A 25,190-nucleotide genomic window follows, 5' to 3' on the forward strand; every position below is an offset into this window, starting at 1 on the left:
AAAAAAGCCAACGTATCGAGATTACGTTGGCCGCAAAGTATATAGGCTAGCTAGCAAAGCTAGTATACCTGTATTTTTTTGAGATTTCGAGTAGGTGTATTTGGTGTACTCAAAATCAAGTTCTGTTTCATATAAAAAGGACGCAACCCGCAACGGGTGCGTCCTTGTTTATTTGCTCAAAAACTTAAGGCACATGACAAACGATTCTTAGTGCTGCTTCCTTCCGGACCTGACACAATTCGAAAGGCTGCCATTGCCTCAAGGCCTTTCGGCAAGATTCATTATACCTGTTTCTCTGGGCTTTGGCCAGCCTGCTTGGCCGCTTTCCGCTTCGCCCGGATTCCTTGGAAAAAGGCGACCAGCAGCTCACCGCTGTCGCGGGCGCGCAGCCCGCCGACCACTTGAACCTGGTGGTTAAACCGCGGATCACTCAGCAGATCGACCAGTGACCCGGCCGCCCCGGCCTTGGGGTCCTTGGCGCCGTAAAAACACCGCCGCACTCGGGCGTTGATCATCGCCCCCGCGCACATCGGACAAGGCTCCAGTGTCACGTACAGGTCGCAGTCTTCAAGCCGCCAAGTGTGCAGCGTCATGCAGGCCTCCTGAATCGCGAGGATTTCGGCATGAAGTGTGCTGTCTTGCGCATGTTCGCGCAAATTGTGGCCGCGGCCGATAATTTGGCCATCTTTGACCACTACGGCCCCAATTGGGACCTCACCGATCACGCCGGCGGCCCTAGCCTCGGCCAAAGCAGCTGCCATGAAATCATCCGGAGTTAGTTCAACCATAGTTCCTCCTTACTTGGTTGCGCGCAAAATATAGTAACCATGAGCCATTTTGACCTTTTCTGCGCTGGCAAAGGTCGCCTGCATCAGTTTCAAGGCCGACGGTGCGCCCTGCTTTTTTTGAATGACGCAGTACAGCTGACCGCCGGGTACCAAATGCTCATGTGCGCCGGCAAGGATGGCAGACACAATGGCCTTGCCTGCTCGAATCGGGGGATTGGTGACAATCACCCCAAACTGCCCAGTAATGTGGTCGTAAACCGAGGACTCGACAATCGTCACGTTTGCGATTTTGTTGGCCTCGGCGTTGCGTTTAGCCAAGGCAAGGGCGCGCTCGTTCACGTCCGACATGGTCACCTGCCGGTTCGGATAGTGTTTGGCCAAGGCAAGGCCAATTGGCCCGTAGCCGCAACCGACGTCCAGCAGCGGCCCATCAGGTAGCACCTGATCGACGACCGTCTCAATCAGCGTGCGACTGCCAAAATCAATCGTGCGCTTGGAAAAAACGCCGTTGTCGGAGGTGAACTCCAGCCGGTTGCCGGCTAAATCGTAAGAAAAGGTCTGCTCATCATGCGGCAGATCGGGATCGTTTGTATAGTAATGACTCATGGTGTCTCTCCTTCATTGCCGCCCCAATGGTGCTCGCCCGGTTGATCTGGGCACAAGGTCCACCTACAGTGCGGGCTGCACCTTAGCGGCGGTATTGTTCATATAAAGCGTAACCCCTGGCCGCGATAAAAGCGATACCCATATTCGCAAACCCGCATCGTCATGACTTGAGAAAAACTAATCGCGGCTTCGCCCTTAAGCTAACAATAACATTAAGTCCGTTTACATCGCAGCCGCCAATCCGTACAATTAGACCCATACGGAGGAAAACAATGAAATTATTCAACAAAGTGCTGCCGGGACTGGCGCTCCTGCTGGTTGCCGGCGGCCTCACCGCCTGCAGCCCCCAGGCAAACGACCAAAGTAACACCAAATCTAGCGCCACCAGTAAAAATCTGCCGGGGCCAGCAATCACGGTGCCCACTACCCTTTTTAAATCAAGTGACGGCAAGGTCAAGCTACAGTTCAAGCTGACCAACAACGCCAAATTCACGCTGCGCGACCGCGATGCCAACAATAAGGTGTTGGTCAGCGGTGAAGGCAGCGGCAAGACCACCACGATCAACGGTGCCATCGACGAAGGCGAACTTGACTTAGTGGCCACCCTTCACGGCAAAACGGCGACAAAAACTCTCAGCGTCGTGCCGAGCAGCGGGCCGAGCTCGCGGGTATTGCCCCTCAACAAATTGGGGCTTGCGCCTGACGACAGCTACGGCCTGCGCATCACCCAGGTTACCCATCAACTGAATGCTGAGGGTCAAAACCTCGTGGCAAGCGGTAAGCTGCCAAAGAATCTCAGCGTCCAAATCACGGCAGAGTATGCCAACTTCGCCAATCAGGCAGGCTTTGTCCCGACCCCAAACCAGTTTGAAATCACGGGGCCATTTCTTGCGCCGGCAACCGTCCTGCCCAACCAGCAAGGAACGACTAAGCTCGCGCCTGGCGGCTATGCGAGGACGACTTTCTGGGCCTACTTTGGCAATGCCGGCGTGGTGGTCGGCAAGGGCATCAACTTACAACTGGACTACCGCGGGCCTAACTTGACCGACCCACTGAGCTTTGCCGTTACAACGGAATAAGAATGACGGTCGACCCTCTCCGGTCGGCTATTTTTTTGCAAAAAAATACCGGGCACCCGCAATGGGCACCCGGTATTTGGGCAATCATTACTTGAGGGTAACGGTTGCGCCAACAGCCTCGAGCTGTTCCTTAAGCTTGTTAGCTTCGTCTTCAGTAACGTCTTCCTTGATGTTGGAAGGTGCTGCGTCAACCAAGCCCTTCGCGTCCTTCAGGCCAAGACCTGTGATCGTGCGAACTTCCTTGATAACCTTAACCTTTTCCTGGCCAGCTTCGGTCAGTTCAACGGTGAAGGAATCCTTAGCAGCGCCTGCATCGTCGCCACCAGCGGCACCGGCAGCGGCTACAGGAGCAGCTGCGGAAACGCCAAATTCATCTTCAATTGCTTTAACGAGATCGTTCAGTTCAAGGATGGAAGCATCCTTCAACTGGTCGACAATAGCTTTTGTATCTAAAGCCATGATTGTATCCTCCAGTTTGTATTGTGTTTGATTACGGATCGACTAGGCAGCTTCAGCCACATTATGCAGCTGGTTCTGCGTCCTTGCTGTCGGCAACGGCCTTGACGGCGTATGCGACGTTGCGGACTGGTGCCTGCAGAACAGACAGCAGCATTGACAACATCCCATCGCGGTCTGGCAGCTTGGACAGTTCTGTGATCTGTTCCAGGCTGGCAACCTTGCCTTCAATGATCCCGCCTTTAACAACGAGGTCATCGAACTGCTTCGCGTACTTCGTCATGATGCGGGCAGGGGCAACAGCGTCGTCGTTAGAAAAGGCGATCGCGGTCGGGCCCTTGAACAGATCGTCCAAGCCCTTGTAACCAGTGGCGTCAGCGGCACGGCGAAGATACGTGTTCTTGATGACTTCCATCTTGACCCCGTTATCACGCAATTCCTTACGCACCTGCGTTACTTCATCAACAGTCAAGCCACGGTAGTTCACAACAACAGCGCTTTTAGCAGCCTTGAACTGCTCAACGATGCCATCAACCACCTTAGCCTTCGCAGCGATAATTGATTCACTCATAGATTTTCACCTCCTATAGTTTGGTTGAAGTTTTTTCCAATAAAAAAACTCCATGTCTACCAAGACATAGAGGTATCTAACGAACTGATACCACCTCGGCAGGATATTAAGGCTTGCGCCACCTGAGTCTTAGGCAGAGTGAATTATCACAACGAAAAGCGTATCATGAACCGTCCACAGCGTCAAGAAATACTTCACGCAGGCACCAAAAAGCGCCGGCCGTTTTCACAGCAGGCGCTGGTGATTGTCTAATGGCTCGATTCTTTGGGCTCGAGCCGCCGCTGGACAAAGCCCAGCACCAGGTCGGCAATGATCGCCATCAGCGCTGTTGGCAGCGCGCCGGCGAGGATGATGGCCCCACCGTTGGTTGCGTTTGTCCCGCGAACAATGATGTCGCCAAGCCCGCCGGCGCCGACAAAGGCCCCGATGGCCGTGATGCCAATGGCCACCACCAGTGCGTTGCGGATGCCCGCCATGATCACACTCATCGAAAGCGGCACCTCTACCATGTACAGGCGCTGAAACGAGGTCATCCCCATGCCCTTGGCGGAGTCAATCACCGTGGGGTCGACGCTGACCATGCCGGTGTAGGTATTTTTAATGATCGGCAAAAGCGAGTACAGGAAGACGGTGACGATCACCGTGTTCACCCCCAGCCCCAGCCCCAGCATAATGATCGAAAGCATCGCCAAGCTGGGAATGGTCTGGATCACGTTCGCGATGCCGATGATCGTACTAGACAGCTTGCGGTTGTGGGCGATGAACAGGCCGATCGGGATCCCGATCACAGCCGCGATCAGCACGCCATAAATCGAAATCAGGAAATGGCGCGTAAACTGGCTGAGCACATAGCTGCCGTTGGTCGTCATGTAGTAGAAGAACTGTTGCCACGTATTCATGTTCGCCATCAGTTATCGCCTCCCCGGAAATAATTATGCTTGACCAGAAATTCCCGGGCGACCACCGATGGCTCCTTTAGTTGGTCGTCCACCTGGTAATTGAGTTCCTGCATGGTTTTCATGCTGATTTTTCCGTCCAGCCGGTGCAGCACCGGTGCGAGCTTCGGGTATTTCTTCAGCAGGCTGTCACTCACCACCATCGACGCGTCGTACGGCGGGAAAAAGTGCTTGTCGTCTTTCAGCACCGTGAGGTCATACGAGCGAATTCGCCCGTCTGTCGAATAGCCCAGCACCGTCTGCATCTTACCAGCCTCGACCGCATCGTAAACTAGCCCAATCTGCATCGGGTAGACGCGCTTGAAGTCAAAGCCGTATCCGGTTTTAAAGTCCGCGTAGCCGTCGCCTTTGCGATTCATCCAGGATGAGTCCACGCCAGCTGCCATCGATGGGGCCAGCGGCTTCAACTGACTGATCGTCGAGACGTGATGTTGAGCGGCAAACTGCTTGGTCACCATGAAGGCATAGGTGTCGGCAAAACCATAAGTCGGGAACCAGGTCTGGTGGTACTTTTGCTTAAAGACCCGTTTGACGATCCTGCCGGCTTTTTTCGGGTTCTTTTCCACCGGCAGGTTCAAGGTGCCAGTCAGGTCAGTGCCGGTGTAGCGCGTCGCTGAAATGTCTGCATCCCCGCGCAGCATCGCCTGGTGCGTGACCGTGGTGGAGCCAAGATTGGACACCAGCGTGGTCGGATAGCCCAGCTCGTGGTTGATCAGCTCGGCCAGCATGTTGGCCATCACTGAGCTTTCCGTCGTGCTAAGTGCCGCAATTTTGATGGTCTTTGGGTCACTGCCCGAAATCCCGGGGAACCCGCAACCGGCCAGTGTCAAAACGGCCGTGGCCAGCACCACAAAGAGTTTGGCTAACTTTTTCATGGCTAGGCCTCCTTCCGACTGGTCCGCGGAGTCAGACGCTTCTCCAGTTTACCCAGGAGCCAATCGACCACGAGTGCCAGGATCGTGACGGGAATGGTACCGCCAATGATCAGCGACGGCTGGAACAGGTTCAACCCGCTGAAAATCAGATCACCAAGGCCGCCGGCGCCAATGTATGATGCCAGCGTTGCCCACGCGATCACGTACACCGCGGACAGGCGGATACCGGCCATGATCACCGGCATCGCCATCGGCAGCTCAACTTGCATAATCGATTGCACGGCCGTCATGCCCATCCCCTTGGCAGAATCCTTGAGGACTGGTGAGACGTCTTCCATGCCGATGTACGTGTTACGCAGGATCGGCAGCAGCGAATAGATGAACAGCGCGACGATCGCCGGCACCCGCCCGATCCCAAACAGCGGAATCATCAGCGCCAGCAGCGCCAGGCTGGGCACCGTCTGCAGCATTGAGGCAATAGCGATGACGACCTTGGCCGTGCGTGGAAAGCGCGTCAAGATCACCCCCAGCGGCACGGCGACGAGAATCCCCAGGCCCAGGGAGATGCCAGAGATGTACAGCTGCTCCCAGGTTTTGACCAACAGCTCCATGCCGTGCTGCGCCAGAAAGTCACCCATTTTGGTCGCCTCCCGCCTGCGGTTCGGCATCAGAGGCTGGTGCCTGCTCACTGTGGTCAGCATTCTCGCCCCAGATGGTGTCATAAACCATATCGACCAGCGCGGCTCGCGTGACAATGCCCTTCAGCTTGTTGTCCTGATCGACGACCGGCACGTACTTGAGGCCGCGCTTGAGGATCCGGTCAACGGAATCGCGCAACAGTGCGGATTCTTGCACGTAAAACAGTTTTTTCTGCATGATGTCGGCCACGGCGGTCGACTTGGCGTACTGGCGCGTCAGCGACTCGATGTCGATAAAGCCTTTGAGGTAGCCGTTGTCGTCAACCACCAGCAGGGTGTCAACGCGCCGGTCGCGCATCAGCTGAATCGCCTCGACCAGCGATTTACCCGGGGTGATCGACACCGGATTCTTGAGCATGATGGCGCCCACCGTGGTGACATCGGCGCGGGCCTGGATCAGCCGCTCCTCACCGATCAGTTCCCGGACAAACGGGGTCGCAGGGTGCTGGAGCAGCTCGGTCGGCGTCGCAGTTTGGATAATGTGGCCGCCATCCATGACCACAATCTTGGTGGCGAGCTTCAGGGCCTCGTCCATGTCATGGGTCACAAACACGACCGTCTTACCCAGCTTCTGCTGCAGATTTTTGACCAGATCCTGCAAACTTTCACGCGTGATCGGGTCCAGAGCGCCAAACGGCTCGTCCATCAGGATCAGATCCTGATTAGCGGCCAGCGCGCGGATTACGCCGATGCGCTGCTGCTGCCCGCCGGAAAGCTCAGCCGGGTAGCGGTCGAGGTAATCGACTGGCAGGTCGACCATTTTGATCAGCTCTTCCGCCTTGGCGCGCCGCTTCTCTTCCGGCCACTTCAGGAGCTTCGGGACTAAGGTAATGTTTTCGTACAGCGTCATGTGCGGCATGAGCCCGATGTTTTGAATCACGTAGCCGATGTGGCGGCGCAGAGCCACCGGATCTTGCTTGTGGATGTCTTGGCCTTTAAACAAAATGGTGCCGCCGGTCGGCTCCAGCATGCGGTTGATCATTCGCATGGTCGTGGTCTTCCCCGAGCCCGAGGTGCCGATCAGGCAGACAAAATCCCCTTGGTCAATGGTCAAAGTGATGTGTTCAACCGCCACATTACCGCCGCGGTATACCTTATTCACGTCCTGATACTGGACGATGGGTCCTGGCTTTTGTTCAGTTGTCATCTTAAACCTCCCGTTTTGCCGATTTATACACACTCACCATATCATGGACATTTAAAATCTGCTGTTTTCAGCGCACAAAACCCCCAGCGTGACACCCTTTGGCCAAAATTTGACAGGAAAAATTTTCAGAAAAAAACACCGGCTTCTCCAAAAGAAGTCGGTGTTGATTGAATTGCTTGTTTAGAATGCCGAAACGTCAACCTTGACCCCAGGGCCGAAGGTTGAAGTCAACGTCAAGCTTTGGATGTAAACACCCTTGGTTGATGCCGGCCGCGCCTTGACGATGGTGTCGTTAAGCGCCTTGAAGTTCTCGATGAGCTTAGCGTCGTCAAACGAAACCTTACCGATCGGGGCGTGGACGATACCCGCCTTGTCGGCACGGTATGCGACCTGCCCAGCCTTGACGTCGTTGACCGCCTTCGCGGTGTCCATCGTCACGGTGCCGGTCTTCGGGTTAGGCATCAAGCCTTTTGGCCCGAGGACCCGGCCCAAACGACCAACTTTGGCCATCATCGGTGGTGTTGCAACAGCAACGTCGAAGTCGAGCCAGCCGTCTTGAACCTTTTTAACCAAGTCGTCAGAACCGACTTCATCGGCACCGGCGTCTTGGGCAGCCTGCGCTTGCGGGCCTTCGGCGAAGACGATGACGCGCTGCGTCTTACCAGTCCCGTTAGGCAGCACAAGAGCGCCACGGATCTGCTGGTCAGCCTGCTTAACATCAATGTTCAGGTTGTATGCCACTTCAACGGTTGCGTCGAACTTGGCAAAATCGATCTTTTTGACCAAAGCAACTGCGTCCTCAGGGGTGTACGCCTTAGTGGCGTCGACCTGCTTAGCAGCGTCTTGGTACTTCTTTGCTTTCTTAGCCATACTGGAATTTTCCTCCTTGCAAATGTGGTCAGCGGGCCGAAGCCCTTCCACTTGATTCATTCAGCTTTCGCTGAAGATCCGGACATGCATTAGCCTTCGACTTCAAAGCCCATGGAACGTGCTGTCCCTTCAACCATGCGCATCGCAGCTTCTACATCTGCGGCGTTAAGGTCTTGCATCTTCGTTTCCGCGATCTGCTTCACTTGGTCCTTGGTAACCTTCGCAACCTTTTTGGTGTTCGGTTCGCCAGAGCCGTGCTCTACGCCAGCGGCCTTCTTCAGAAGAACCGCTGCCGGCGGGGTCTTGGTGACGAAGTCAAAGGAACGATCTTCGTACACGGTGATGACAACTGGAATCAGCATCCCATTTTGGTCTGCGGTCCGCGCGTTGAAATCCTTGGTGAAGCCCATAATATTGATCCCAGCTTGACCCAGAGCAGGGCCAACAGGCGGAGCTGGAGTTGCTTTGCCCCCAGGGATCTGGAGTTTAACGATGTTTGCTACTTTTTTAGCCACGAAACATAACCTCCTTAAGTCCGTGATGTGGTCATGATGGGCAAGGTAATTTTGCCCTCCCACGCGTATGCCAAAACATACTCGACTAAGTTACCATGATTCAGGCTCAAAAGCAAGGACTATCGCACCACTAAGGCCTTGAGCTGCAGCGGCCACAGGAACGTCGCGACGTCTGCGTCGACCAGGCGATTCTCGTGCAGCAAACTGTGGGCCGCCCGCGGCCCGCGGATCACGACTTCGGCATACCGTGCGACGTGGTCTTGCGCCAGATAGCGAATCGAAAGCGCCGAGTTAATGCCCACCGCCCCGTCGTGCTGTGACCCGTTGAATAAATCGCCGGCCACATTCAACCATTGCAAAGTTTCAGGCAGGTCAGCCACATGCGCGCGGAAAAATTCGTACACCGGCGTGGTCTGACTCGGCCCCGCCGGCCCAAGGGGCCAGTTGACGACTTTACCCGGAGTGGCCAGCGCAGTGTCATTGTACGGCGCCGCCAGTGTGACCAGCGCCCGGACCGGCACTGCTGGCCGGCTGACGGTGTAAAGCACCGTCGTGATTCCACCCATCGAGTGGGACACTAAGTTGATTGCAGCAAACGGTGCCTGCTGCTGCAGCGCCGCAATCACCCGCTTCACCCCGATCAGCTGGGCTGCCGGCTGCACCCGTTTATCGGCAAACAGCACTTGAACGGCCACGTGCGGGCCAAACGCCAAGCGCCCACGCAGGTGCACCGAGCCGTTTTGCCGGACCAGGGCGACGACCTGCTTGTCCACCGGCAGCCGCCGCAGCATGTGGCCAAACGTGTAACGCGTGCCAAATTCTCCGGGCACAAACAGCGTGGGTACGCGATCGGCAACGTCAACCTTGCGCTGCCTGTCCGGGTGCCCTAAACCATAAAAATCGAGGGCGAAGGCGATTAACGCCCCACCCCCGATTACAATGAGCCAGATCATCTTAAAGTTTGTCGACCTGGTCGTAGTCCAAGTCGGCGGCGACTTCACGCTCAAACATATTGATGGTCGCCTTCAGCTTTTGTTTGTCCGGGTCGTTGGCGGTGATCTTGCCCTTCATGCCGGCAAACGCACCGGCAATGATGGTGATCGTCTCGCCGACTTCAAAGGACAGCGTGGAGTGTGTGGTGGCCATACCCTGTGAGTGCAAAATGGTCGCCACTTCGTCAGGCATCAGCGGGTTTGGCTTGGAGCCGCCGCCGTGCGAGCCGACAAAGCCGGTAACCCCTGGGGTGTTACGGACAACAAACCAGGATTCGTCGGTCATGACCATTTCGACCAGCACGTAGCCAGGGAAAACCTTCTCCATCTTGACCTTGTCCTTGCCGTCCTTTTTCTCGTGTTCTTCCTCTTCGGGCACAATCACTTGGAAAATGTAGTCTTCCATGTTCATTGAGGTGACCCGAGACTCCAGGTTCGCCTTGACCTTGTTTTCGTAACCAGAGTAGGTGTGCAGCACGTACCAGAGCTTTTCAGCTGATTCAGCCATTGTTTTTCTCCTTTTTGATGACAAATAAAAAACCGTCGCCAAGAGGCTTCGGTTTTTGCGCTGACCCCAGTATACGCCAGAGCAAGTCTTGATATCAAGATTAAAAAATGAACGCCTTCAGGACCAACAGGATGACCCAGTCTGCTAGGGCAAAGTAAGCGGCAAACAGAATCGACGTGATGATGACGGTGGTGGTGTCGCGCCGAGTTTCCTTGGCGGTCGGCCAGGTGACCAGCGACATCTCGTGAATCACACTTTTGATAAACTTCATAACTGCTGCCTCCTACTTCGTCTCGCGGTGCTCAGTCTGGCGCCCGCAATACTTACAATACTTATTTAACACCAGGCGCTGCGTGCGGCGCGGGTTTTCCGGGACGTAATAGTTCCGGTGTCCGCAGACACTGCAGGCCAAGGCGACTTTTTTTACGGACATAATGAGCCCTCCTAGCTTCCAACTATGGTATCAGAAAAGCCCAGGCACTGCAAGGTCGATCAGGATGCACAGAAGCAAGAGTGCTGTTTCGCTGCCGAAGGTCAAAAGCAGGTTGGCCACCGCGGTGTTGAAGGTTTTCGCCTTGTCCTGCACGGCCAGAAAAGCGTCAATGTTGCGACGCACCCGTGGCCACATAAACGCCACCAAGAGCACTGGCACCGGCAGCATCCTCAACCCGACGGCCAGCACGATGGCCAGGTAGGCCGCGGCGGGCAGCCATGGGTAAATGGCCAGCGCTCGCTTTTTCCCAAGGTAGTACGGTAGCGTGAAGCGCTGATTGCGCTGATCCTGCTTCAAATCGCAAATGTTGTCTGCGAACATGATGGTGCCGTCAAGAATGACGATCGGCAGCGCCAGAAAAAAGAGCTCCAGCACCAGCGGCACGTTGCCGCTTAACACAAAGCGGCTGCCAGTCAGCGTCAGCATGATTGGCTGAGGCACAATGTTAACGAACACCGCGATGAACACCGCGCCAAAGCCTTCCACGGTACCGGACAGCAGCTCGCCCGAGGGGATGCGCGACAGTGGCACCGGCCCGAAGGTGTAAAAGATCGCGACGAAAATCGCGGCCCCACCGATCAGAAGCAGGCTGAGATTAGTCCGCCAAACCAACACCAAGCCGGCGCCAACCGCGATTGTCAGGAAGAGCCCCATCAAGGCCAAAATGCGATGCGGAGCTAAATGCTCGCGGCCGATAATGTTTTGCGTCTGCCGGTAGTGCTCGTCTTTCGCCTTGTAATAGTCCTGCACGTTGTTAAACCCGGTCACAAATAAGGCAATACTCATCTGGCCGACAAAGTACACCAGCGAATTCACCCAGTTAAACTGGTGAAACCCCCACCAGGCGTACAAGATACCGAACAGGTACGGCAAGAAGCTGCACAGCTTGGCCGGCAGGCGAATCAGCTCGAAGAACAGCGGCCAGGTCAGTGGCCGAAACGATTGGTGTGTGCTCTCCTTCATCGGCTCACCCCCAAACTGGCGACTAGCCCCAGCATCAGCGCCAGGTTTGCGAGCGTCAGGGTGCGCAGGGCCAGGCTGAAGGTGGTGCGCTTGTCCGGGTGCGCGGTGAAGCGGCGTGCATCGCATACCGCAAGCGGCAGCGGCAGCAGGGCCAGCAGCAGCGGCCACGGCAGCAGGCGCAGGGTAACTGCCACTATGACTGCCGCAAAGCCGACCAGCGCCAGAAACGTGTACAGCCAGGCGGCGTACTTTTTGCCCAAGTACATTGGCAGTGTGATGCGGTGGTTGCGCTCATCTTCGGCCAAATCGGACATGTTGTTGGCCAGCATGACATTTGCAATCGTGGCCATCGGGGTCACGCACACCAGCCCCAGGGTCAACAGCGCCAGCCAGTTGCCAGTCAGACTCAGCGTCGGCCAAGCCAGTTTCAGGTTCAGCAGTGCCTGGGCATCGACGTTGATATAAGTGGCGATAAACGGGATCCCCAGCCCCATGGTGAGCCCGGAAAATACCTCCCCCAACGGCAGACGAGACAGCGGCAGCGGCCCGAACGTGTAGAAAATGCCAATGGCAAAGCACACCGCCCCGACCAGCAGCAACAGCCAATCCGTGCGGGCACTCAACACCAGCCCCAGCCCGGCGGCGACGGCCAGCAGCGCAATCACCACCCAGCGCACCAAACCGACCGAAAGTTGGGCAGTGCCAATGATGTTGACCGTGCGGCGGTACTGTTCATCCTTGGCCTTTTGGTAGTCCATCAGGTTGTTCAGGGCCGTGGTCATCATGTCAAACGCCAGCATCGCGACGAAAAACAGCGCCGTGTTCACGCCGTTGAACTGGTGAAAATACACCAGTGCAAACAGCGTGCCGACGCCGAATGGCAAAATGCTGGCGAGCTTGGTGCGAGCTTCAACGAGCGTAAAAAAGTTTTGGACTGACATCAAACTCCCCCAAATCGTTTATTTCAGTGTGGCTAGCTGGTACCCCGAATTCTTTAGCAGTTGAAATTTACCCTTGAGGCCGCTGGAGACGTAAACCTTCTTGTCCTTGGTGATGAAAATGGCCTCGGCATCCTTTTGCTTTTCGATGAAGGCCATGCCGCCGCGCAGGCCCTTGTCAAAGGTCGCAGTGGACAGCGCATCCCCATCGACGGATTTTTTCGTCACGATTGACACGCCCATCAAGTTGTTTTCAAACGGGTAGCCAGTACGCGGGTTCATCAGGTGCGAGTAGTTGTGGCCATCCACCACCAGGTGCCGCTCGTAGATTCCAGAGGTCACGACGGTGATGTTTGCGCCCGGCACTGTGCCAATCGAAGTGCCGCGCGGCTTCTTGGGGTCTTGAATGCCCACCGTCCACGGCCGGTTGGTGGCCTTCGGGCTGTGACCCATGACGAAAATGTTGCCACCCAAGTCGATGATGGCGGTGTTGACGCCATCTTTTTTGAACACCTTGACCACCTCGTCGGTGATGAAGCCCTTGGCAATTCCGCCCAAATCCAGCTGCATGCCTTTTTGCTTCAGGTAAACGGTCTGTTTGCTGGCGTTCAGCACCACATCCTGGTAATGGACCAGCGGCAGCACCCGGTCGATTTCCGCCTGCGCAGGCTTGCGGGCATCGGGAAAACCGATGTGCCACAGGCTGGTCACCGGCCCGATCGCCAGGTCGAATGCGCCGTTAGAGCGTTCACTATAACTTTTGGCGTACTGGATCAGGCGGAACACATCATCGGACACCCTGACCGGTTTTTCGCCGGCCGCGTTGTTGACCGCGTCGACCTCAGAGCCCTTCTGGTTGACGGTGATCTTCTTGGCCAGCGCCCTGACCCGGGCAAACCCATCATCGACCGCGCCGGCCTTGCCCTTGTTGTAGACGCTGAGCGTAACCACAGTGCCCATCAAAAATTCGGTATCCTGATGCGGCGTCTGGATCACGGCGGCGGGTTTTGGCTTGGGCGCCGCTTGCTGTCCGCAGGCGGCAAGCGGCAGGGCCAGCGCCAGCAGGGCGATGAGTGCCTTCACTCTCTTTTTCATATTAATATCCCTTCACGTTTTCTTCTATTATAACGGCCCAGCCATAAAAAAAGCAGCATCCGCGAGGACACTGCTTTCGCGCTTGATTGAAAAATTATTCGGCGTACACGATGTTAGAAACCTTGATTGGTGTCGTGTTGCCGGCCTGAGCGGCGTTGATCAGCTGTTCAGCGTAAAGGATGAAGGTATCGGAACTTTCAGTCGCGCCGGAAACCACATCGACTTCGGCAGGCTTTTGCGTCTTGACCAAGGCAGCGTTGAGCTTTTCGGTGTATTCCTTAGGGCCGACGTTGTTGACCTTCTTCATGCTCTTCTCGTACTCGGCATCTTGAGTCTTGGACTTGCCGTTCTTGTCCACATTGTCGTACTTGCTTTGCGTGATTTTGCCGCCAGAAACGACGATGGAGAAGACAGTACGGTAGCCGTGAGAGTAATTTTCCTGCTCCAGCGTGTAAGTGCCATCCTGCAACTTCGCCGTGTTTTGAACTTCGATCTTCTTGGTGTTGCCCGCCTGCGCGGCCTGAACCAGCTGCTGGGCGTAGTTCTTGAAGGTCAAACTGGAATCGGTGGCACCAGAAACGACGTCAATGGCGTTGGTGTTCGTCCCGTTCTTCTTAAAGGACTTGTTCAGGGCCGGAATGTATTCCTTAGGACCGACACCAGCTTGCTTCTTCATCGTCTTTTCGTATTCGGTGTCCTTGGTCTTGGACTTGCCGTCCTTGTCCACGTAGTCATAGGTGGTCTTGGTGATCTTGCCATCGGCAACGGTCATGCCCATCTCGACTTTGTAACCGTGGTCGTACCCGGTTTCGGCAAGCGTGTAATCCCCATCTTTAAGCGGCGCCCCAGCGGTTTGCTTTTGCGCCTTCGCGCTGGATGAGGACTTCTTGGCCGTCTTGGAGGTCGTCGTCTTGCTGGACGAGGAATCCTTGCTGCTGGAGTTGCTGCCGCAAGCGGCCAGCGTCAAAGCAGAGACTGCGATGATGGAGATGCTTGCCAAAGTCTTAGATAATTTCATTTTCCGATACCCCTTTTGAAAAATATTAGGAACTTTGTGTTACATTTCACACAAACCAAGTGTAAACACCCGAGTGGCAAAAATCAACAAAAGCCGAACATTTATCAGGTCTTTCTCATTTTGTAGGAATTCGTTTCCATTGTCCTTACCCCACCGCTTTCGTTGTCTCTATGAATTAGGCACCACCCTGATGACCTTCGGTAACCGGTTACCAGCCTTGCGCGAATTCATGGACAACAACCGGGTTTTAAATGTATAATTAGCATTGCAATTTAATTGATTTGCGGAATTATTCACATCTAAGGAGTGTTACCCATGGCGCAAAAAAATATCGTCATCGTGGGGGCCGGGTTTGCGGGCGTCTACGCGACGAAACGATTAGCCAAGCATTTTAAGAAAGACAAGGACGTGACGATCACCCTGATCGACCGCCACTCCTACTTCACTTACATGACGGAACTGCACGAAGTCGCCGCCGATCGCGTCCCGGAAGATGCGATCCAGTACGACCTGCAGCGCTTGTTTGCACGGCGCAAGAACGTCAAGCTGGTCACGGACACGGCGACCACCATCGACCGCGAGAAGAAACTGGTCAAGACCAAGCACGGGGCCTACCCATACGACTACGTGATGCTGGGCATCGGCTCACAACCGAATGACTTCGGCACCCCGGGCGTGAAAGATTACGGCTTTACCCTGGGCTCCTGGGAACACGCCATTGCGTTGAAAAAGCATATCCAAGACGTGGTCCGGCGCGGTGCTGAGGAGCACGATCCAGCAAAGCGCAAGGCGTTGCTTTCCATCGTCGTTGTCGGCTCTGGCTTCACCGGGACCGAAACGATCGGTGAACTGCGCGACTGGCGCGACAGCTTGGCCAAGGAAAACAAGCTTGACCCTAGCGAGATCACGTTCACGCTGATGGAAATGGCGCCGACGATCATGAACATGCTCGACCGCTCGGATGCCAACAAAGCGGAGCGCTATTTGCTTAAAAAAGGCGTCAAGGTCATGAAGAACACCGGTGTGGTTGGCGTTCACGAGGATCACGTCGACCTGAAAGACGGCTCGACCTACCCGACTTCAACATTGATTTGGACGGCCGGCGTCAAGGCGACTGACGAAGCTGCCCAGTTCGGCCTCACCCAGGCGCGTGCCGGCCGCATTGTGGTCAACTCGCACATGGAAAGTCAGGATGACCCGGATGTCTACGTCGTGGGGGATGTTTCGTTCTTCGGCGGCAACTCGGATCGCGGCGAGCCGCAAATCGTGCAAGGTGCCGAAGCTGGTGCCAAAACCGCGCTGACCAACATTGAAAGCAAAATGGCCGGCAAGGCCGGCGACTTGGATTACAAGGCATCCTACTCTGGCTTCATGGTGTCTTTGGGTTCCCGCTACGGCGTGGCCAACCTGATGAACATCTTCCATCTCTCCGGGTTCTTCGCGATGCTGATGAAGCACCTGGTCAATATGCTGTACTTCCTGCAGAACTACTCGGGCTATTACTTCTTCCAGTACATGATGCACGAGTTCTTCCGCACCAAGAACGACCGCAACTTGATGCGCGGCCACCTTTCCCGCCAAGGCAATGTGCTCTGGGCGGTTCCGTCCCGCATTTTCCTGGGCCTGATGTGGCTGGTTGATTGCGCTGGCAAGGTCTCAGGCAAAGAGTCCTGGTTCCTCGACAAGCTGCGCCTGCCGTTTGACTGGCTGCAACCGGCGACGACCAGCGGTGCTTCTGCCGCCGGCGCCGACGCCACCTCTGCTGCTAGTGGTGCGGCCAAGGCCGCAGCGCCAGCCGCCAAAACCGTCTTCTCCCTTTCCTACCAGTATGGGAAGGAACCAATGATGGTTTTTGACAAGATGCCAAACTGGATGTACACGATCACCAAAGCGATGATTCCAAACCAAGACGTCGCCTTCTTCATGCAAAAGTCGATGACGATTATTGAGATTCTGATTGGCCTGGCACTGGTTGCTGGCCTGTTCACCTGGCTGAGCGGCGCGGTGTCTGTCGCCTTCACCATCATCTTCTGCCTGAGCGGCATGTTCTACTGGGTCAACATCTGGATGATTCCAATGGCCATTGCCGTGATGAACGGCTCAGGCCGTGCATTCGGCTTAGACAAGTGGGTCGTCCCTTACCTGCAGAAGACCTTCGGCAAGTGGTGGTACGGCACACCAAAGGCGTTGTACGGCAGCGATACGCCTAAATAGGCGACGTTGCCAGGCCTAAGGGTTCTGGGGTAGACTAAGCCTCGGAACCTTTTTATTTGGCGGAGTCGACTGCGGCCGACTCCGTTGCTTTTTGAAAAACTGACAAAGGAGGCAGCTGGTATGACGCACAATAAGTATCTCAAAATGATTCGCCCAGGCGACATCATCATCATTGTGCTTCTGCTGGCCGCCTCCTTCATCCCATATGTGGTCTTTGCCCGCCAGCAGGCCGCCCAGAGCCAACCAGGCAGCGGCCGGACGCTGACCGCCTACGTCACCCACAATGGCAAGCGCGTGTATCAGATTCAGCTCACTGGCCACCACGGCACCAGCCGTTACCACTACCAAGCAGGCAACGAATACAACGACATCGTGACGACCGGCGATCAGATCCAGATCATCGACGCCAATTGTCCAGACCAAGTCTGTGTGAAAAAAGGCAGGATTTCAAAGCCCGGTCAGACCATCGTGTGCCTACCGCACAAACTGCTGGTCGAGATCAAATCCAGCACCGGCGATAGCGGCGGCGGGATGGTGACAGAATGAAGCCGCGCGTGTATCGGCCGGCGCGCACCCGCCAAGTCATTTACATCGCACTACTTTGCGCCCAGGGCGTCATTATTGGCCTGCTGGAGCGAATGATCCCGTTTCCGTTCGCCTTCGCCCCTGGCGCCAAGCTGGGCCTGGCCAACCTGATCACCATCGTGTCGCTGTACACCATGAGCGTGTCTGACAGCTTCTTGCTGATGCTGCTGCGCCTGCTTTTGACCACGCTGCTCGGGGGGACGCTTTCGACCTTCATGTACAGCGGTGCTGGTGCACTGCTGTCGTGGCTGGGGATGCTGCTGATCAAACAGTTGGGTGACAAACGGGTGTCAATGATCGGCATTTCGGCAGCTGGCGGCATTTTGCACAACGTCGGCCAGCTGCTAGTCGCCTGTCTGATCGCCCAAAGCTGGACCGTGATGCTTTACCTGCCAGTGCTGTCGTTCATGGGCATCCTGGCCGGACTGGCGGTCGGCATTGCCGCAAACTTCCTCTTTGAACACATTGACACGCTGAAACGACTGCGCTTTGACCACACCAAAAAAAGGAGTCAATCATGAAGATCCATGCCATGTGGCAGGATTACCCGGCACTTGCCCCCGACCTGACCGCCACGCTTGATTTGATCGATCAAAACATTCATCCCGATAATCCGGCCGTCGCCAAGGCCCTAGTCCAAATGATCAACGCCGGCGGCAAGCTGCTCCGCCCCGCCTACTGCCTGCTGTTCAGTCAGTTCCACGAAACGGATCACGAGAAAATTATCGCCCTGGCTGCGGCCGTCGAGACGCTGCACACGGCCACGTTAATCCACGATGATGTGATCGACAAAGCACCGGTGCGCCGCGGGACAAAGACGATTGCTGCGCAATTTGGCAACGACGTCGCGGTTTACGCCGGTGACTACCTCTTCGTCGTGTGCTTTCAGCTGATTGCCCATTACGCCTCTGACCTGCGCTCAGTTCAACAGGACTCTGCGTCCATGGAACGCATACTCAATGGTGAAATGGCCCAGATGGCGCGGCGCTTCAACGTGGACATGACCATTGCCGACTACACCGAGCAAGTCACAGGTAAAACTGGACAGTTATTTGCGCTGGCGGCCTTCATCGGGGCCTACGAAAGCGGTCAGTCCCTCCACTTTGCCAAAAAATGTGAAGCCATTGGCCTGAACATTGGCATTGCCTTCCAGCTGATGGACGACATTCTGGATTACACCAGTACCGACGCTGCCATGGGCAAACCCGTTCACGAAGACATCCGCCAAGGGGTGTACTCGGCCCCGCTGATTATGGCGATGGCCGACCACCAGGCCGAGTTCGCCCCGCTGTTGAATAAACGTGCCGCAATGACCGACGCGGATGTGACAAGCGTGCTAGACCTGATCACGCGCTATGACGGGGTCTCCAAGGCGCAGGCTTTGGCCGCGCAGTATACCGACAAGGCAGTGGCCGGTCTGACCAGCCTGCCGGATCAACCGGCCCGGGCGACTTTAATTCGCCTGACCAAACAACTGTTGACTCGGCAAAGCTAACGCCAGTCTGAGTCCCTCGCAAGCCAAACACCCCTTCACTGCGATTCAGTAAGATCGCCGTGAAGGGGTGTTTTTGTGTCAGTTCATCTGGGCCGAGAAATATTGGGTCAACTTCAGCTTACTGCGTTCGATGGCTCGCCGATAAGCGCGTCTGGTGGCCGCATCGGAATTTTCCAGCACCATCTGCAGGCCGCGCCGCTCCAGTGGACTCAGCTGCGCCACGTACTCGCCCAGCTGAGAGCGCAGGACCAAGTTATCTTCGATGCGCTGCCCAGAGGCAAAACTGGGCGGCAAAATCGCCCCGGGATTGGCCATGACCATGGCGTTCGTGTCTGCCGACCGCTTCTGGGCTAAATGCTTGCGCAGCAGCGAATGAATGTGTGACAGCAGCACCATCCGGTAAAACGGGCCAAACTTCGAGCCGGCTGTCCCGTCGTAATGCGAGATCGCCTTGAGCATCGCAATTCTGGCTTCTTGCAGCCAGTCGTCACGGGTGTAATCGCGAATGTAATAAGCCGTGATGATCCGCAGCACCATCGGTTTGTACTGATCGAAGACTTGCTTAAACATTTCCGAATCCGTGGCGGCACCGCGGATCATTTCCAACTCCTCAGGTGTCATATCGACGCCTCCCCCTGATTTTTTAAAAGCGGTTTCATTGTATCAAGGCGTTAACTGATTGCCTATAAAACAGGCGTTTGGCAAAGATTGTGAGAAAATGTTGCGCAAGTGTGGGCCCCATCACAACAGACTTTACTGGTTGAATTAGCCAAGTTTGCGAGCGCATTTCACAAAAACATTTTCAATTTTTACATGACCCCTGCGATAAGGTCCCAGTGCGACCAGCCACACAGGGCGTCAGGCTAGGTTTTCACGCGGCGCCATCGCGAGACGGGAACAAGGCATTATTTCTTAACCCGGCTGGCAGCTGTTAAAACGCCGTGCCCAAAGCATTTACATTCATTTTGGGAAGGCTTAAAATGATTTTTATCAGTGCCTACTTAGCTAACTCTTAATATTTTCACATAATATTCAAGTTTCATCGGTAGCCTTGTTTCATCAGGCTTAAGGGGGATACACTCATGGACCAAACGTCCGAGTCGTCCGCGGGAAAACCGCGGTCTTTTCATGTTAACTGGCATAATTTGCTGCCGTGGTTGATTCCAGTCATCCTGATTTTGATCTGGCAGCTGGCCGCAACGGCGGGTTGGGTCAACTCCAAGCTCCTGCCTTCGCCGCTCGCGGTGGTGCAAGACGGTGTACGCCTCTGGCAAACCGGCGAGCTGCCGAAAAACATCAGCATCTCGCTTTACCGCGCCACCACCGGCTTTGTGATTGGGGGCCTGGCCGGCTTTGTTTTGGGCCTCGCCAATGGCTTGTCCAAGATCAGCCGGCTGCTGTTTGATTCCACCATCCAGATGCTGCGCAACATTCCTCATCTGTCCTTGATCCCACTTGTCATCATTCTGCTGGGCATCGGGGAAACAGCCAAAATCTCGCTGGTCACCATCGGCGTCATGTTCCCGATTTACATCAACACCTTCCACGGCATTTCCAGCGTCGATCCCAACCTAATCGAAATGGGCAAGTCGTACGGGTTGACCAAACGTCAGCTGTTCACCAAAATCATTTTTCCTGGGGCCCTGCCGACCATCCTCGTTGGGGTGCGGTACGCCTTAGGGGTGATGTGGACGACATTGATCGTGGCGGAAACCATTTCGTCTAACTCAGGCATTGGCTACATGGCCAGCAACGCCCAGGAATTCATGGACATGGAAACCGTCCTGCTCTGCATCGTGATTTACGCGCTGCTGGGCAAAGTCTCGGATCTGATCGCCAAGGCGCTGGAAGATCTGTGCCTGGACTGGCAAACGAAAGGCGGTGCGGCAAATGACTAAGGCCGTCGTCAAACTTTCTCACATTTACAAACAATACGGCGATAATCATGCGCTGCGCGACGTGTCTTTCGACCTGCAACCCGGCGAGTTTGTCGCCTTGGTCGGGATGTCCGGCGGCGGCAAAAGTACACTGCTGCGCCTGATCGCCCAACTTGAGCAGCCGACCGCAGGCACCATCGAGTACGCCGACGCAAATCTGGTGACCCGCGTGATGTTTCAGGATGGCCGCCTGCTGCCCTGGATGACCACGCTGAACAACGTGTCATTCGCGGCCCATGACGCCAAAGTCCAGGTCCGGGCGAAAAAAACGCTCGCAGCGGTCGGCTTGGCTGGCTTTGAAGAGACCTACCCCACCGAACTGTCCGGTGGCCAAAAGCAGCGCCTGGCGCTGGCCCGTGCACTGATGGCGGATCCGGAGCTGCTGCTGCTCGACGAACCGCTTGGCGCCTTGGACGCCCTGACGCGCCGCAACATGCAGAGTTTCATCACCAAAATCTGCGACGCCAGTCACTTGACCACCCTGCTCATCACCCATGACGTTGACGAGGCGGCCCGTATGGCCAACCGCGTCATCGTGGTCAAAAACGGTCGTGCCGTGTTCGAAACGCCCGGCGCCAAGGGTGAAAGTCCGGAAACCGTGGCCCGCGTGGCCGACAAAGTGCTCAGGGTGATTCTGGCCCCCGACGATGAGACAGACGAGGCAAAGGAAGGTGAACGGCTTGGCTGAAACGGCCCCTAAGAAAAAACGCAAATACCTGTACGAAGTTGATATCATGCGCATCATTTTCATCTTCGGGGTCTTGCTCAACCACACGACGACCGCCTTTACCCACGCGATGACCGATGCGAACGGCTGGGCGCACATGTCGCTGCTTGCGACCCACTTGCTGATCCACTTCACGCGAATGGGCTTCATGTTCATCACCGGGCTCGTGCTGACGCTCAACTACTACCACCGCAACGACTGGCCAACGTTTTTTAAAAAACGTTTCGCCGGCTCCGGCTGGCCATACCTGCTGTGGAACATCATCCTGCTGGTCGCCAGCTGTCTGCTCGGTCTGCCGCCATTTACCTGGCAGACCTTCTGGCCGACATTGACCTCAGCCATTCTGCACGGCGACCAGTTCTATCTGTACTACATTGTGGTTACCTTGCAGTTATATGTCCTGTTCCCCTTCATGGTGCTGCTGTTTAAGAAGGTCAAAAACCACAACGCGATTCTCGCCGTTTCAGCACTGCTGCAGCTGGCCATCGTCACCTTCATCAAGTACCGCTACCAGTTCATGGACCGCTCAAACCTGCCATGGTGGATTGCCTCCTATGGCATCAACGTTTTCACGTATCAGTTCTACTTCATCTTCGGGACGTATGTCTCCCTGCACTACAACGCCGTACTCGCGTGGCTGCGCAAGTGGCACCGCTGGGTCATCGGCATCACCATCGCCATGTCCTTTGGCACGGTGCCGTACTACTTCTGGAATCGCAACGTGCTGGGGTTTGCACACAGCTATGCCGTGTCACCGCACCAACCCTACATGTTTGTTTACGACACCTTCATGATCTTAACGGTGTTCTTCATCGGGTTGAAGTATGCGGACTGGCGCAGGCATGGCATTCCCAAGGGCGTTGAAACCTTCGTCAAAAATGGCTCAAAAGTCTCCTTTGGGATCTATCTGGATCAAACCATTGGCCTGACGATCCTGGGTTATTTGATGCCGTTCCTACACCTCCCTGATTGGGGGTATCTGGTCTTGATCCCGGTCGGCTACGCGCTGGTGCTGGGCATTTCCTTCGCCCTGGCCTGGTTCTTCTACAAGGTGCCGCCGTTTGGTATCCTGATTGGCCGGCCGCAGTGGCACATTTTGAAAAAGAATCGCAAACCTAAAGGAGCAATCGCAAAATGACTCGTGTCAATGACTTACTCGCACAGCAAACTCAGCGCCATGCCAAGGACCCAATCCTGAAGGACCTCTCCTTAGCCCGCTGGTTCACCGGTGCGGACTTGGATCAGGATGTTCAAACACTGCAGCAGGCCTGGCTGGCTGCCGGCCTGGGCCGCGGCGACGTGCTGACCGTATCGCTGGCCAACTCGGCTGCTTATTTCACCATCGATCAAGCCGCCTGGCAACAAGGCATCGCCGTGCACCCTTTGTCACCGACCACCCCAGTGTCTGAGCTGGTGGCCGACCAAACCAGCCACGACTATCAGGCCATGCTCGTTGAACCGGCCATGGCCGAGCAGCTGCACGGCGCGCGCTATCGCAAAACGGCGCTGTCGCTGCTGACTTTTCCCAGCTTAGTGCTGATCACCCTGCCCGCGGAACTGCAGGACGAACCGGACCACAGTGCGCCAAGTGAGGAAGACATCGCCCTGATCATGTCGACTTCCGGCACCACCGGCAAGCCGAAGCGCGTCGGCCTGTCGCAGCGTATTGTGTACAACGCCGCGAGCCACGACGCGCCAAGCAACCGGATGAGCAATCATTCCGTGGCGTTGATCACCATGCCGCTGTTTCACATCAACTCACAGGTGATGGTCGGCCTGGCGATGCGTTACGCCGATGCCAAAATTGTCGTCGTCCCTAAATTTTCTGCCTCGCGTTACTGGGGCTGGATGGCCCAGGACGGCGTGACCTGGACGGCGGTCGTACCGACCATGATCTCGATTTTGCTGCTCAACGACAAGGCTAACGCGGCCTACCAGAAGCTGAAAGACCAGGTGAAGCTCGAATTTGTGCGCTGCTCCTCGTTCGCGCTGCCTGAAGATCAGCTGGTGGAGTTCCAAAACCGCTTCAACACGCGCATTATTGAGGGCTACGGCATGACCGAGGCCTCCAGTCAGTGCACCATCAACCCGTTTGACGCGCCGAAAATTGGCTCAGCCGGCAAGCCGGTCGGCACCGACGTCGCGATCCACCACGCCGATGGCAGCTTTTCTGCCGCTCCGGGCACGGTGGGCGAAATCGCGATTCGCGGTGATCACGTCATCGATGCTTACCTTGATCCGCACCCGGACTCATTCACAGGCGGCTGGTTCTTGACCGGTGATCTGGGTGAGTTCGACGAAGATGGTTACCTGTTCGTCAAGGGCCGCACCAAGGAAATCATTTCCCACGGTGGTGAAAAAGTCGCTCCTGCACATGTCGAAAACGTCCTCGATGAACTGGACTTCATCGCCCAGCTCTGCGTCATCGGGACCCCGGACAAGCTTTACGGCGAAGAAGTGACCGCAGTCGTGGTCTCCACCACGCCTGGCGCCAATGAAGACGCTCAGCGCAAGGCTCTGCTTGAATACGGGCGCACTCACTTGGCCAAGTTTGAGGCCCCGACGCGGGTCATTTTCCTAGACGATTTTCCCCGCAACCAAACCGGCAAGGTCCTGCGCCCACAGCTGAAGCAATGGATCGCGGAGGGACAACATGAAATCTAAACGCCTCAAACTCAGCGTCCTGCTGGTCCTGCTGGCGGCGTGGCTGGCCATCGCCGGCTACGGCTACACGCAGACCCGGCCCAGCAGCAGCGAGAAGAACCAGCTCACGCGCGTGGTGATCGGCTATCAAAAGGCTGATCCGGCAGACATTTCGCGCCAGCATGGCCAGCTGGTCAAAAAAATGAAGAAGGCTGGCTACCAGGTCGTCTTCAAAGAATTCCAAGATGGCGCCGCCCTGATGACCGCCTTGAAGTCCGGCAACATCAACTACGCGCGCCTTGGTGACACGCCGCCGGTTGTCAACCAGGCCAACGGGCTTGACCTCGTCTACATCGGCGCTGGAGCATCCAAGGAGTACGGCACCGGGGTCCTGGTCAAGAAGAACAGCGGCATCAATTCACTGGCTGATCTCAAGGGCAAGCGTATCGCCTACGCCAAGGGAACAGCCGCTCAGTTTGCCATCATCCAGACCCTGGCCAAAGCCGGCCTGTCGCTGAACGACGTCAAGCTCGTCAACATGGATCAAGGCGCGGCCTCAGTGGCCTTTGCCAAGGGCAGTGTCGACGCCTGGGTCACCTGGGATCCCTACACCGCCACCGCGCAGGTCCAGCAAAACGCCAAGCTTTTGACCAACGCCAAGGGCCTGGCGAAAAACCGCGACTTTGTGGTGTCAACGCGCAGTTATGCCACCAAGCACACGGCCATCTCGAAGGACTTGATCAAGTACATGGGGCAAGATATGACCTGGGCCCGCACCCACCACACCCAGCTGATCAATATGCTGAGCAAAACGCTCAAGCTCTCCAAGGCAATCATCAAGCTTGACGTGGAGCGCCGCACCTACTCCATGACGCCGGTCACCGACGCCATCGTCCAGGAGCAGCAGAAGATTGCCGATGTCTTTTATGAACAAGGCCTGATCAAAAAGAAGATTCAGGTCAAAGACGCGCTACTGAAATAACGCCCGCAAAATTGAAGCAAAATGACGGCGCCTCGCGAT

The 25,190-nt window shown here is 56.0% G+C and carries 29 protein-coding genes, 1 other RNA gene and 1 other annotated feature; of the genes, 10 read left to right on the forward strand and 20 right to left on the reverse strand.

The features are described from left to right. Window positions 1–173 precede the first annotated feature (173 nt). The 3 genes from ffs to JUE30_RS04310 form a co-directional block, all read right to left on the reverse strand. Window positions 174–271, reverse strand: an RNA gene (gene ffs / locus JUE30_RS04300) — signal recognition particle sRNA small type. Between the two features lie 10 nt (window positions 272–281). Further along, window positions 282–788, reverse strand: coding sequence for a tRNA adenosine(34) deaminase TadA (gene tadA, locus JUE30_RS04305; protein WP_203623782.1), 507 nt, complete (start codon window positions 786–788; stop codon window positions 282–284). A 9-nt stretch (window positions 789–797) separates the two neighbouring features. Beyond that, on the reverse strand, window positions 798–1,394 hold the full coding sequence (locus JUE30_RS04310; RefSeq protein ID WP_203623783.1) for a class I SAM-dependent methyltransferase: 597 nt from the start codon (window positions 1,392–1,394) through the stop codon (window positions 798–800). A 272-nt stretch (window positions 1,395–1,666) separates the two neighbouring features. Between JUE30_RS04310 and JUE30_RS04315 the strand changes: the two genes are divergently transcribed. Next, complete coding sequence (locus tag JUE30_RS04315; RefSeq protein WP_203623784.1) at window positions 1,667–2,473, forward strand: hypothetical protein; 807 nt, start codon at window positions 1,667–1,669, stop codon at window positions 2,471–2,473. An 87-nt stretch (window positions 2,474–2,560) separates the two neighbouring features. Here the strand turns inward: JUE30_RS04315 and rplL are convergent, their stop codons facing one another. The 16 genes from rplL to pplA form a co-directional block, all read right to left on the reverse strand. After that, window positions 2,561–2,932 carry a 50S ribosomal protein L7/L12 gene (rplL, locus tag JUE30_RS04320; protein WP_125755791.1) on the reverse strand — a complete coding sequence of 124 codons (372 nt, stop codon included), beginning with the start codon at window positions 2,930–2,932 and terminating at the stop codon, window positions 2,561–2,563. 61 nt (window positions 2,933–2,993) lie between these two features. Next, a complete protein-coding gene (gene rplJ, locus JUE30_RS04325; protein ID WP_125755793.1) occupies window positions 2,994–3,500 on the reverse strand; it encodes a 50S ribosomal protein L10 in 507 nt (168 codons plus the stop codon). A gap of 32 nt (window positions 3,501–3,532) precedes the next feature. Continuing rightward, window positions 3,533–3,652 (reverse strand) — a sequence feature (ribosomal protein L10 leader region). A gap of 96 nt (window positions 3,653–3,748) precedes the next feature. After that, on the reverse strand, window positions 3,749–4,408 hold the full coding sequence (locus JUE30_RS04330) for an ABC transporter permease (RefSeq protein WP_203623785.1): 660 nt from the start codon (window positions 4,406–4,408) through the stop codon (window positions 3,749–3,751). After that, the gene (locus JUE30_RS04335; RefSeq protein ID WP_203623786.1) at window positions 4,408–5,331 is read right to left on the reverse strand and encodes an osmoprotectant ABC transporter substrate-binding protein; all 924 of its coding nucleotides are present in this window, start codon (window positions 5,329–5,331) and stop codon (window positions 4,408–4,410) included. Before JUE30_RS04335 ends, JUE30_RS04330 begins: the two co-directional genes overlap by 1 nt. Before the next feature lie 2 nt (window positions 5,332–5,333). Then, window positions 5,334–5,969: an ABC transporter permease gene (locus tag JUE30_RS04340; RefSeq protein ID WP_203623787.1), complete on the reverse strand. Its 636-nt coding sequence runs from the start codon at window positions 5,967–5,969 to the stop codon at window positions 5,334–5,336. After that, window positions 5,962–7,176: a betaine/proline/choline family ABC transporter ATP-binding protein gene (locus JUE30_RS04345; protein ID WP_203623788.1), complete on the reverse strand. Its 1,215-nt coding sequence runs from the start codon at window positions 7,174–7,176 to the stop codon at window positions 5,962–5,964. The genes JUE30_RS04340 and JUE30_RS04345 overlap by 8 nt, the downstream gene beginning before the upstream one ends. Window positions 7,177–7,356: 180 nt before the next feature. Beyond that, window positions 7,357–8,046 (reverse strand): 50S ribosomal protein L1, encoded by a 690-nt coding sequence (rplA, locus tag JUE30_RS04350; RefSeq protein ID WP_125755803.1) that lies wholly within the window; start codon window positions 8,044–8,046, stop codon window positions 7,357–7,359. Between the two features lie 89 nt (window positions 8,047–8,135). Continuing rightward, complete coding sequence (gene rplK / locus JUE30_RS04355; RefSeq protein ID WP_125755805.1) at window positions 8,136–8,561, reverse strand: 50S ribosomal protein L11; 426 nt, start codon at window positions 8,559–8,561, stop codon at window positions 8,136–8,138. Between the two features lie 119 nt (window positions 8,562–8,680). After that, window positions 8,681–9,514, reverse strand: a complete 834-nt coding sequence (locus JUE30_RS04360; RefSeq protein ID WP_203623789.1) for an alpha/beta hydrolase — start codon at window positions 9,512–9,514, stop codon at window positions 8,681–8,683. Between the two features lies 1 nt (window position 9,515). Then, the gene (gene nusG / locus JUE30_RS04365) at window positions 9,516–10,061 is read right to left on the reverse strand and encodes a transcription termination/antitermination protein NusG (RefSeq protein WP_125755810.1); all 546 of its coding nucleotides are present in this window, start codon (window positions 10,059–10,061) and stop codon (window positions 9,516–9,518) included. Window positions 10,062–10,161: 100 nt separating this feature from the next. Further along, window positions 10,162–10,332, reverse strand: a complete 171-nt coding sequence (secE, locus tag JUE30_RS04370) for a preprotein translocase subunit SecE (RefSeq protein ID WP_203623790.1) — start codon at window positions 10,330–10,332, stop codon at window positions 10,162–10,164. Window positions 10,333–10,344: 12 nt separating this feature from the next. Then, a complete protein-coding gene (gene rpmG, locus JUE30_RS04375) occupies window positions 10,345–10,494 on the reverse strand; it encodes a 50S ribosomal protein L33 (RefSeq protein WP_125755814.1) in 150 nt (49 codons plus the stop codon). Between the two features lie 30 nt (window positions 10,495–10,524). After that, entirely contained in the window at window positions 10,525–11,517 is a 993-nt protein-coding gene (locus JUE30_RS04380; RefSeq protein WP_203623791.1) for a UbiA family prenyltransferase, read from the reverse strand. Continuing rightward, entirely contained in the window at window positions 11,514–12,458 is a 945-nt protein-coding gene (locus tag JUE30_RS04385) for a 1,4-dihydroxy-2-naphthoate polyprenyltransferase (protein WP_203623792.1), read from the reverse strand. Before JUE30_RS04385 ends, JUE30_RS04380 begins: the two co-directional genes overlap by 4 nt. A gap of 18 nt (window positions 12,459–12,476) precedes the next feature. Beyond that, on the reverse strand, window positions 12,477–13,550 hold the full coding sequence (locus tag JUE30_RS04390) for an FAD:protein FMN transferase (protein ID WP_203623793.1): 1,074 nt from the start codon (window positions 13,548–13,550) through the stop codon (window positions 12,477–12,479). A gap of 94 nt (window positions 13,551–13,644) precedes the next feature. Then, complete coding sequence (gene pplA / locus JUE30_RS04395; protein WP_125755822.1) at window positions 13,645–14,568, reverse strand: extracellular electron transfer flavoprotein PplA; 924 nt, start codon at window positions 14,566–14,568, stop codon at window positions 13,645–13,647. Window positions 14,569–14,883: 315 nt separating this feature from the next. Between pplA and JUE30_RS04400 the strand changes: the two genes are divergently transcribed. From JUE30_RS04400 to JUE30_RS04415, 4 genes are all read left to right on the forward strand, one after another. Beyond that, window positions 14,884–16,782 carry an NAD(P)/FAD-dependent oxidoreductase gene (locus JUE30_RS04400; RefSeq protein WP_203623794.1) on the forward strand — a complete coding sequence of 633 codons (1,899 nt, stop codon included), beginning with the start codon at window positions 14,884–14,886 and terminating at the stop codon, window positions 16,780–16,782. A gap of 120 nt (window positions 16,783–16,902) precedes the next feature. After that, a complete protein-coding gene (locus JUE30_RS04405; RefSeq protein WP_203623795.1) occupies window positions 16,903–17,328 on the forward strand; it encodes a NusG domain II-containing protein in 426 nt (141 codons plus the stop codon). Then, window positions 17,325–17,888, forward strand: a complete 564-nt coding sequence (locus tag JUE30_RS04410; protein ID WP_203623796.1) for a Gx transporter family protein — start codon at window positions 17,325–17,327, stop codon at window positions 17,886–17,888. The genes JUE30_RS04405 and JUE30_RS04410 overlap by 4 nt, the downstream gene beginning before the upstream one ends. Next, window positions 17,885–18,862, forward strand: coding sequence for a polyprenyl synthetase family protein (locus tag JUE30_RS04415; protein WP_203623797.1), 978 nt, complete (start codon window positions 17,885–17,887; stop codon window positions 18,860–18,862). Before JUE30_RS04410 ends, JUE30_RS04415 begins: the two co-directional genes overlap by 4 nt. A gap of 78 nt (window positions 18,863–18,940) precedes the next feature. Here JUE30_RS04415 and JUE30_RS04420 read toward each other — a convergent pair whose 3' ends face one another. Beyond that, entirely contained in the window at window positions 18,941–19,483 is a 543-nt protein-coding gene (locus tag JUE30_RS04420) for a sigma-70 family RNA polymerase sigma factor (protein ID WP_203623798.1), read from the reverse strand. A gap of 461 nt (window positions 19,484–19,944) precedes the next feature. Here JUE30_RS04420 and JUE30_RS04425 point away from each other — a divergent pair, with 461 nt between their 5' ends. The 5 genes from JUE30_RS04425 to JUE30_RS04445 are packed head-to-tail and all read left to right on the forward strand — an operon-like array spanning window position 19,945 to window position 25,151. Beyond that, a complete protein-coding gene (locus JUE30_RS04425; protein WP_203623799.1) occupies window positions 19,945–20,760 on the forward strand; it encodes an ABC transporter permease subunit in 816 nt (271 codons plus the stop codon). After that, window positions 20,753–21,487 carry an ABC transporter ATP-binding protein gene (locus tag JUE30_RS04430; RefSeq protein WP_203623800.1) on the forward strand — a complete coding sequence of 245 codons (735 nt, stop codon included), beginning with the start codon at window positions 20,753–20,755 and terminating at the stop codon, window positions 21,485–21,487. Before JUE30_RS04425 ends, JUE30_RS04430 begins: the two co-directional genes overlap by 8 nt. Next, a complete protein-coding gene (locus JUE30_RS04435) occupies window positions 21,480–22,664 on the forward strand; it encodes an acyltransferase (RefSeq protein WP_239061359.1) in 1,185 nt (394 codons plus the stop codon). The genes JUE30_RS04430 and JUE30_RS04435 overlap by 8 nt, the downstream gene beginning before the upstream one ends. Then, on the forward strand, window positions 22,661–24,190 hold the full coding sequence (locus tag JUE30_RS04440) for an AMP-binding protein (RefSeq protein ID WP_203623802.1): 1,530 nt from the start codon (window positions 22,661–22,663) through the stop codon (window positions 24,188–24,190). The genes JUE30_RS04435 and JUE30_RS04440 overlap by 4 nt, the downstream gene beginning before the upstream one ends. Continuing rightward, entirely contained in the window at window positions 24,180–25,151 is a 972-nt protein-coding gene (locus JUE30_RS04445; RefSeq protein ID WP_203623803.1) for an aliphatic sulfonate ABC transporter substrate-binding protein, read from the forward strand. The genes JUE30_RS04440 and JUE30_RS04445 overlap by 11 nt, the downstream gene beginning before the upstream one ends. Window positions 25,152–25,190: the final 39 nt, after the last annotated feature.

It is taken from the genome of Lacticaseibacillus sp. 866-1, assembly GCF_016861825.1.
Taxonomy (GTDB): domain Bacteria; phylum Bacillota; class Bacilli; order Lactobacillales; family Lactobacillaceae; genus Lacticaseibacillus.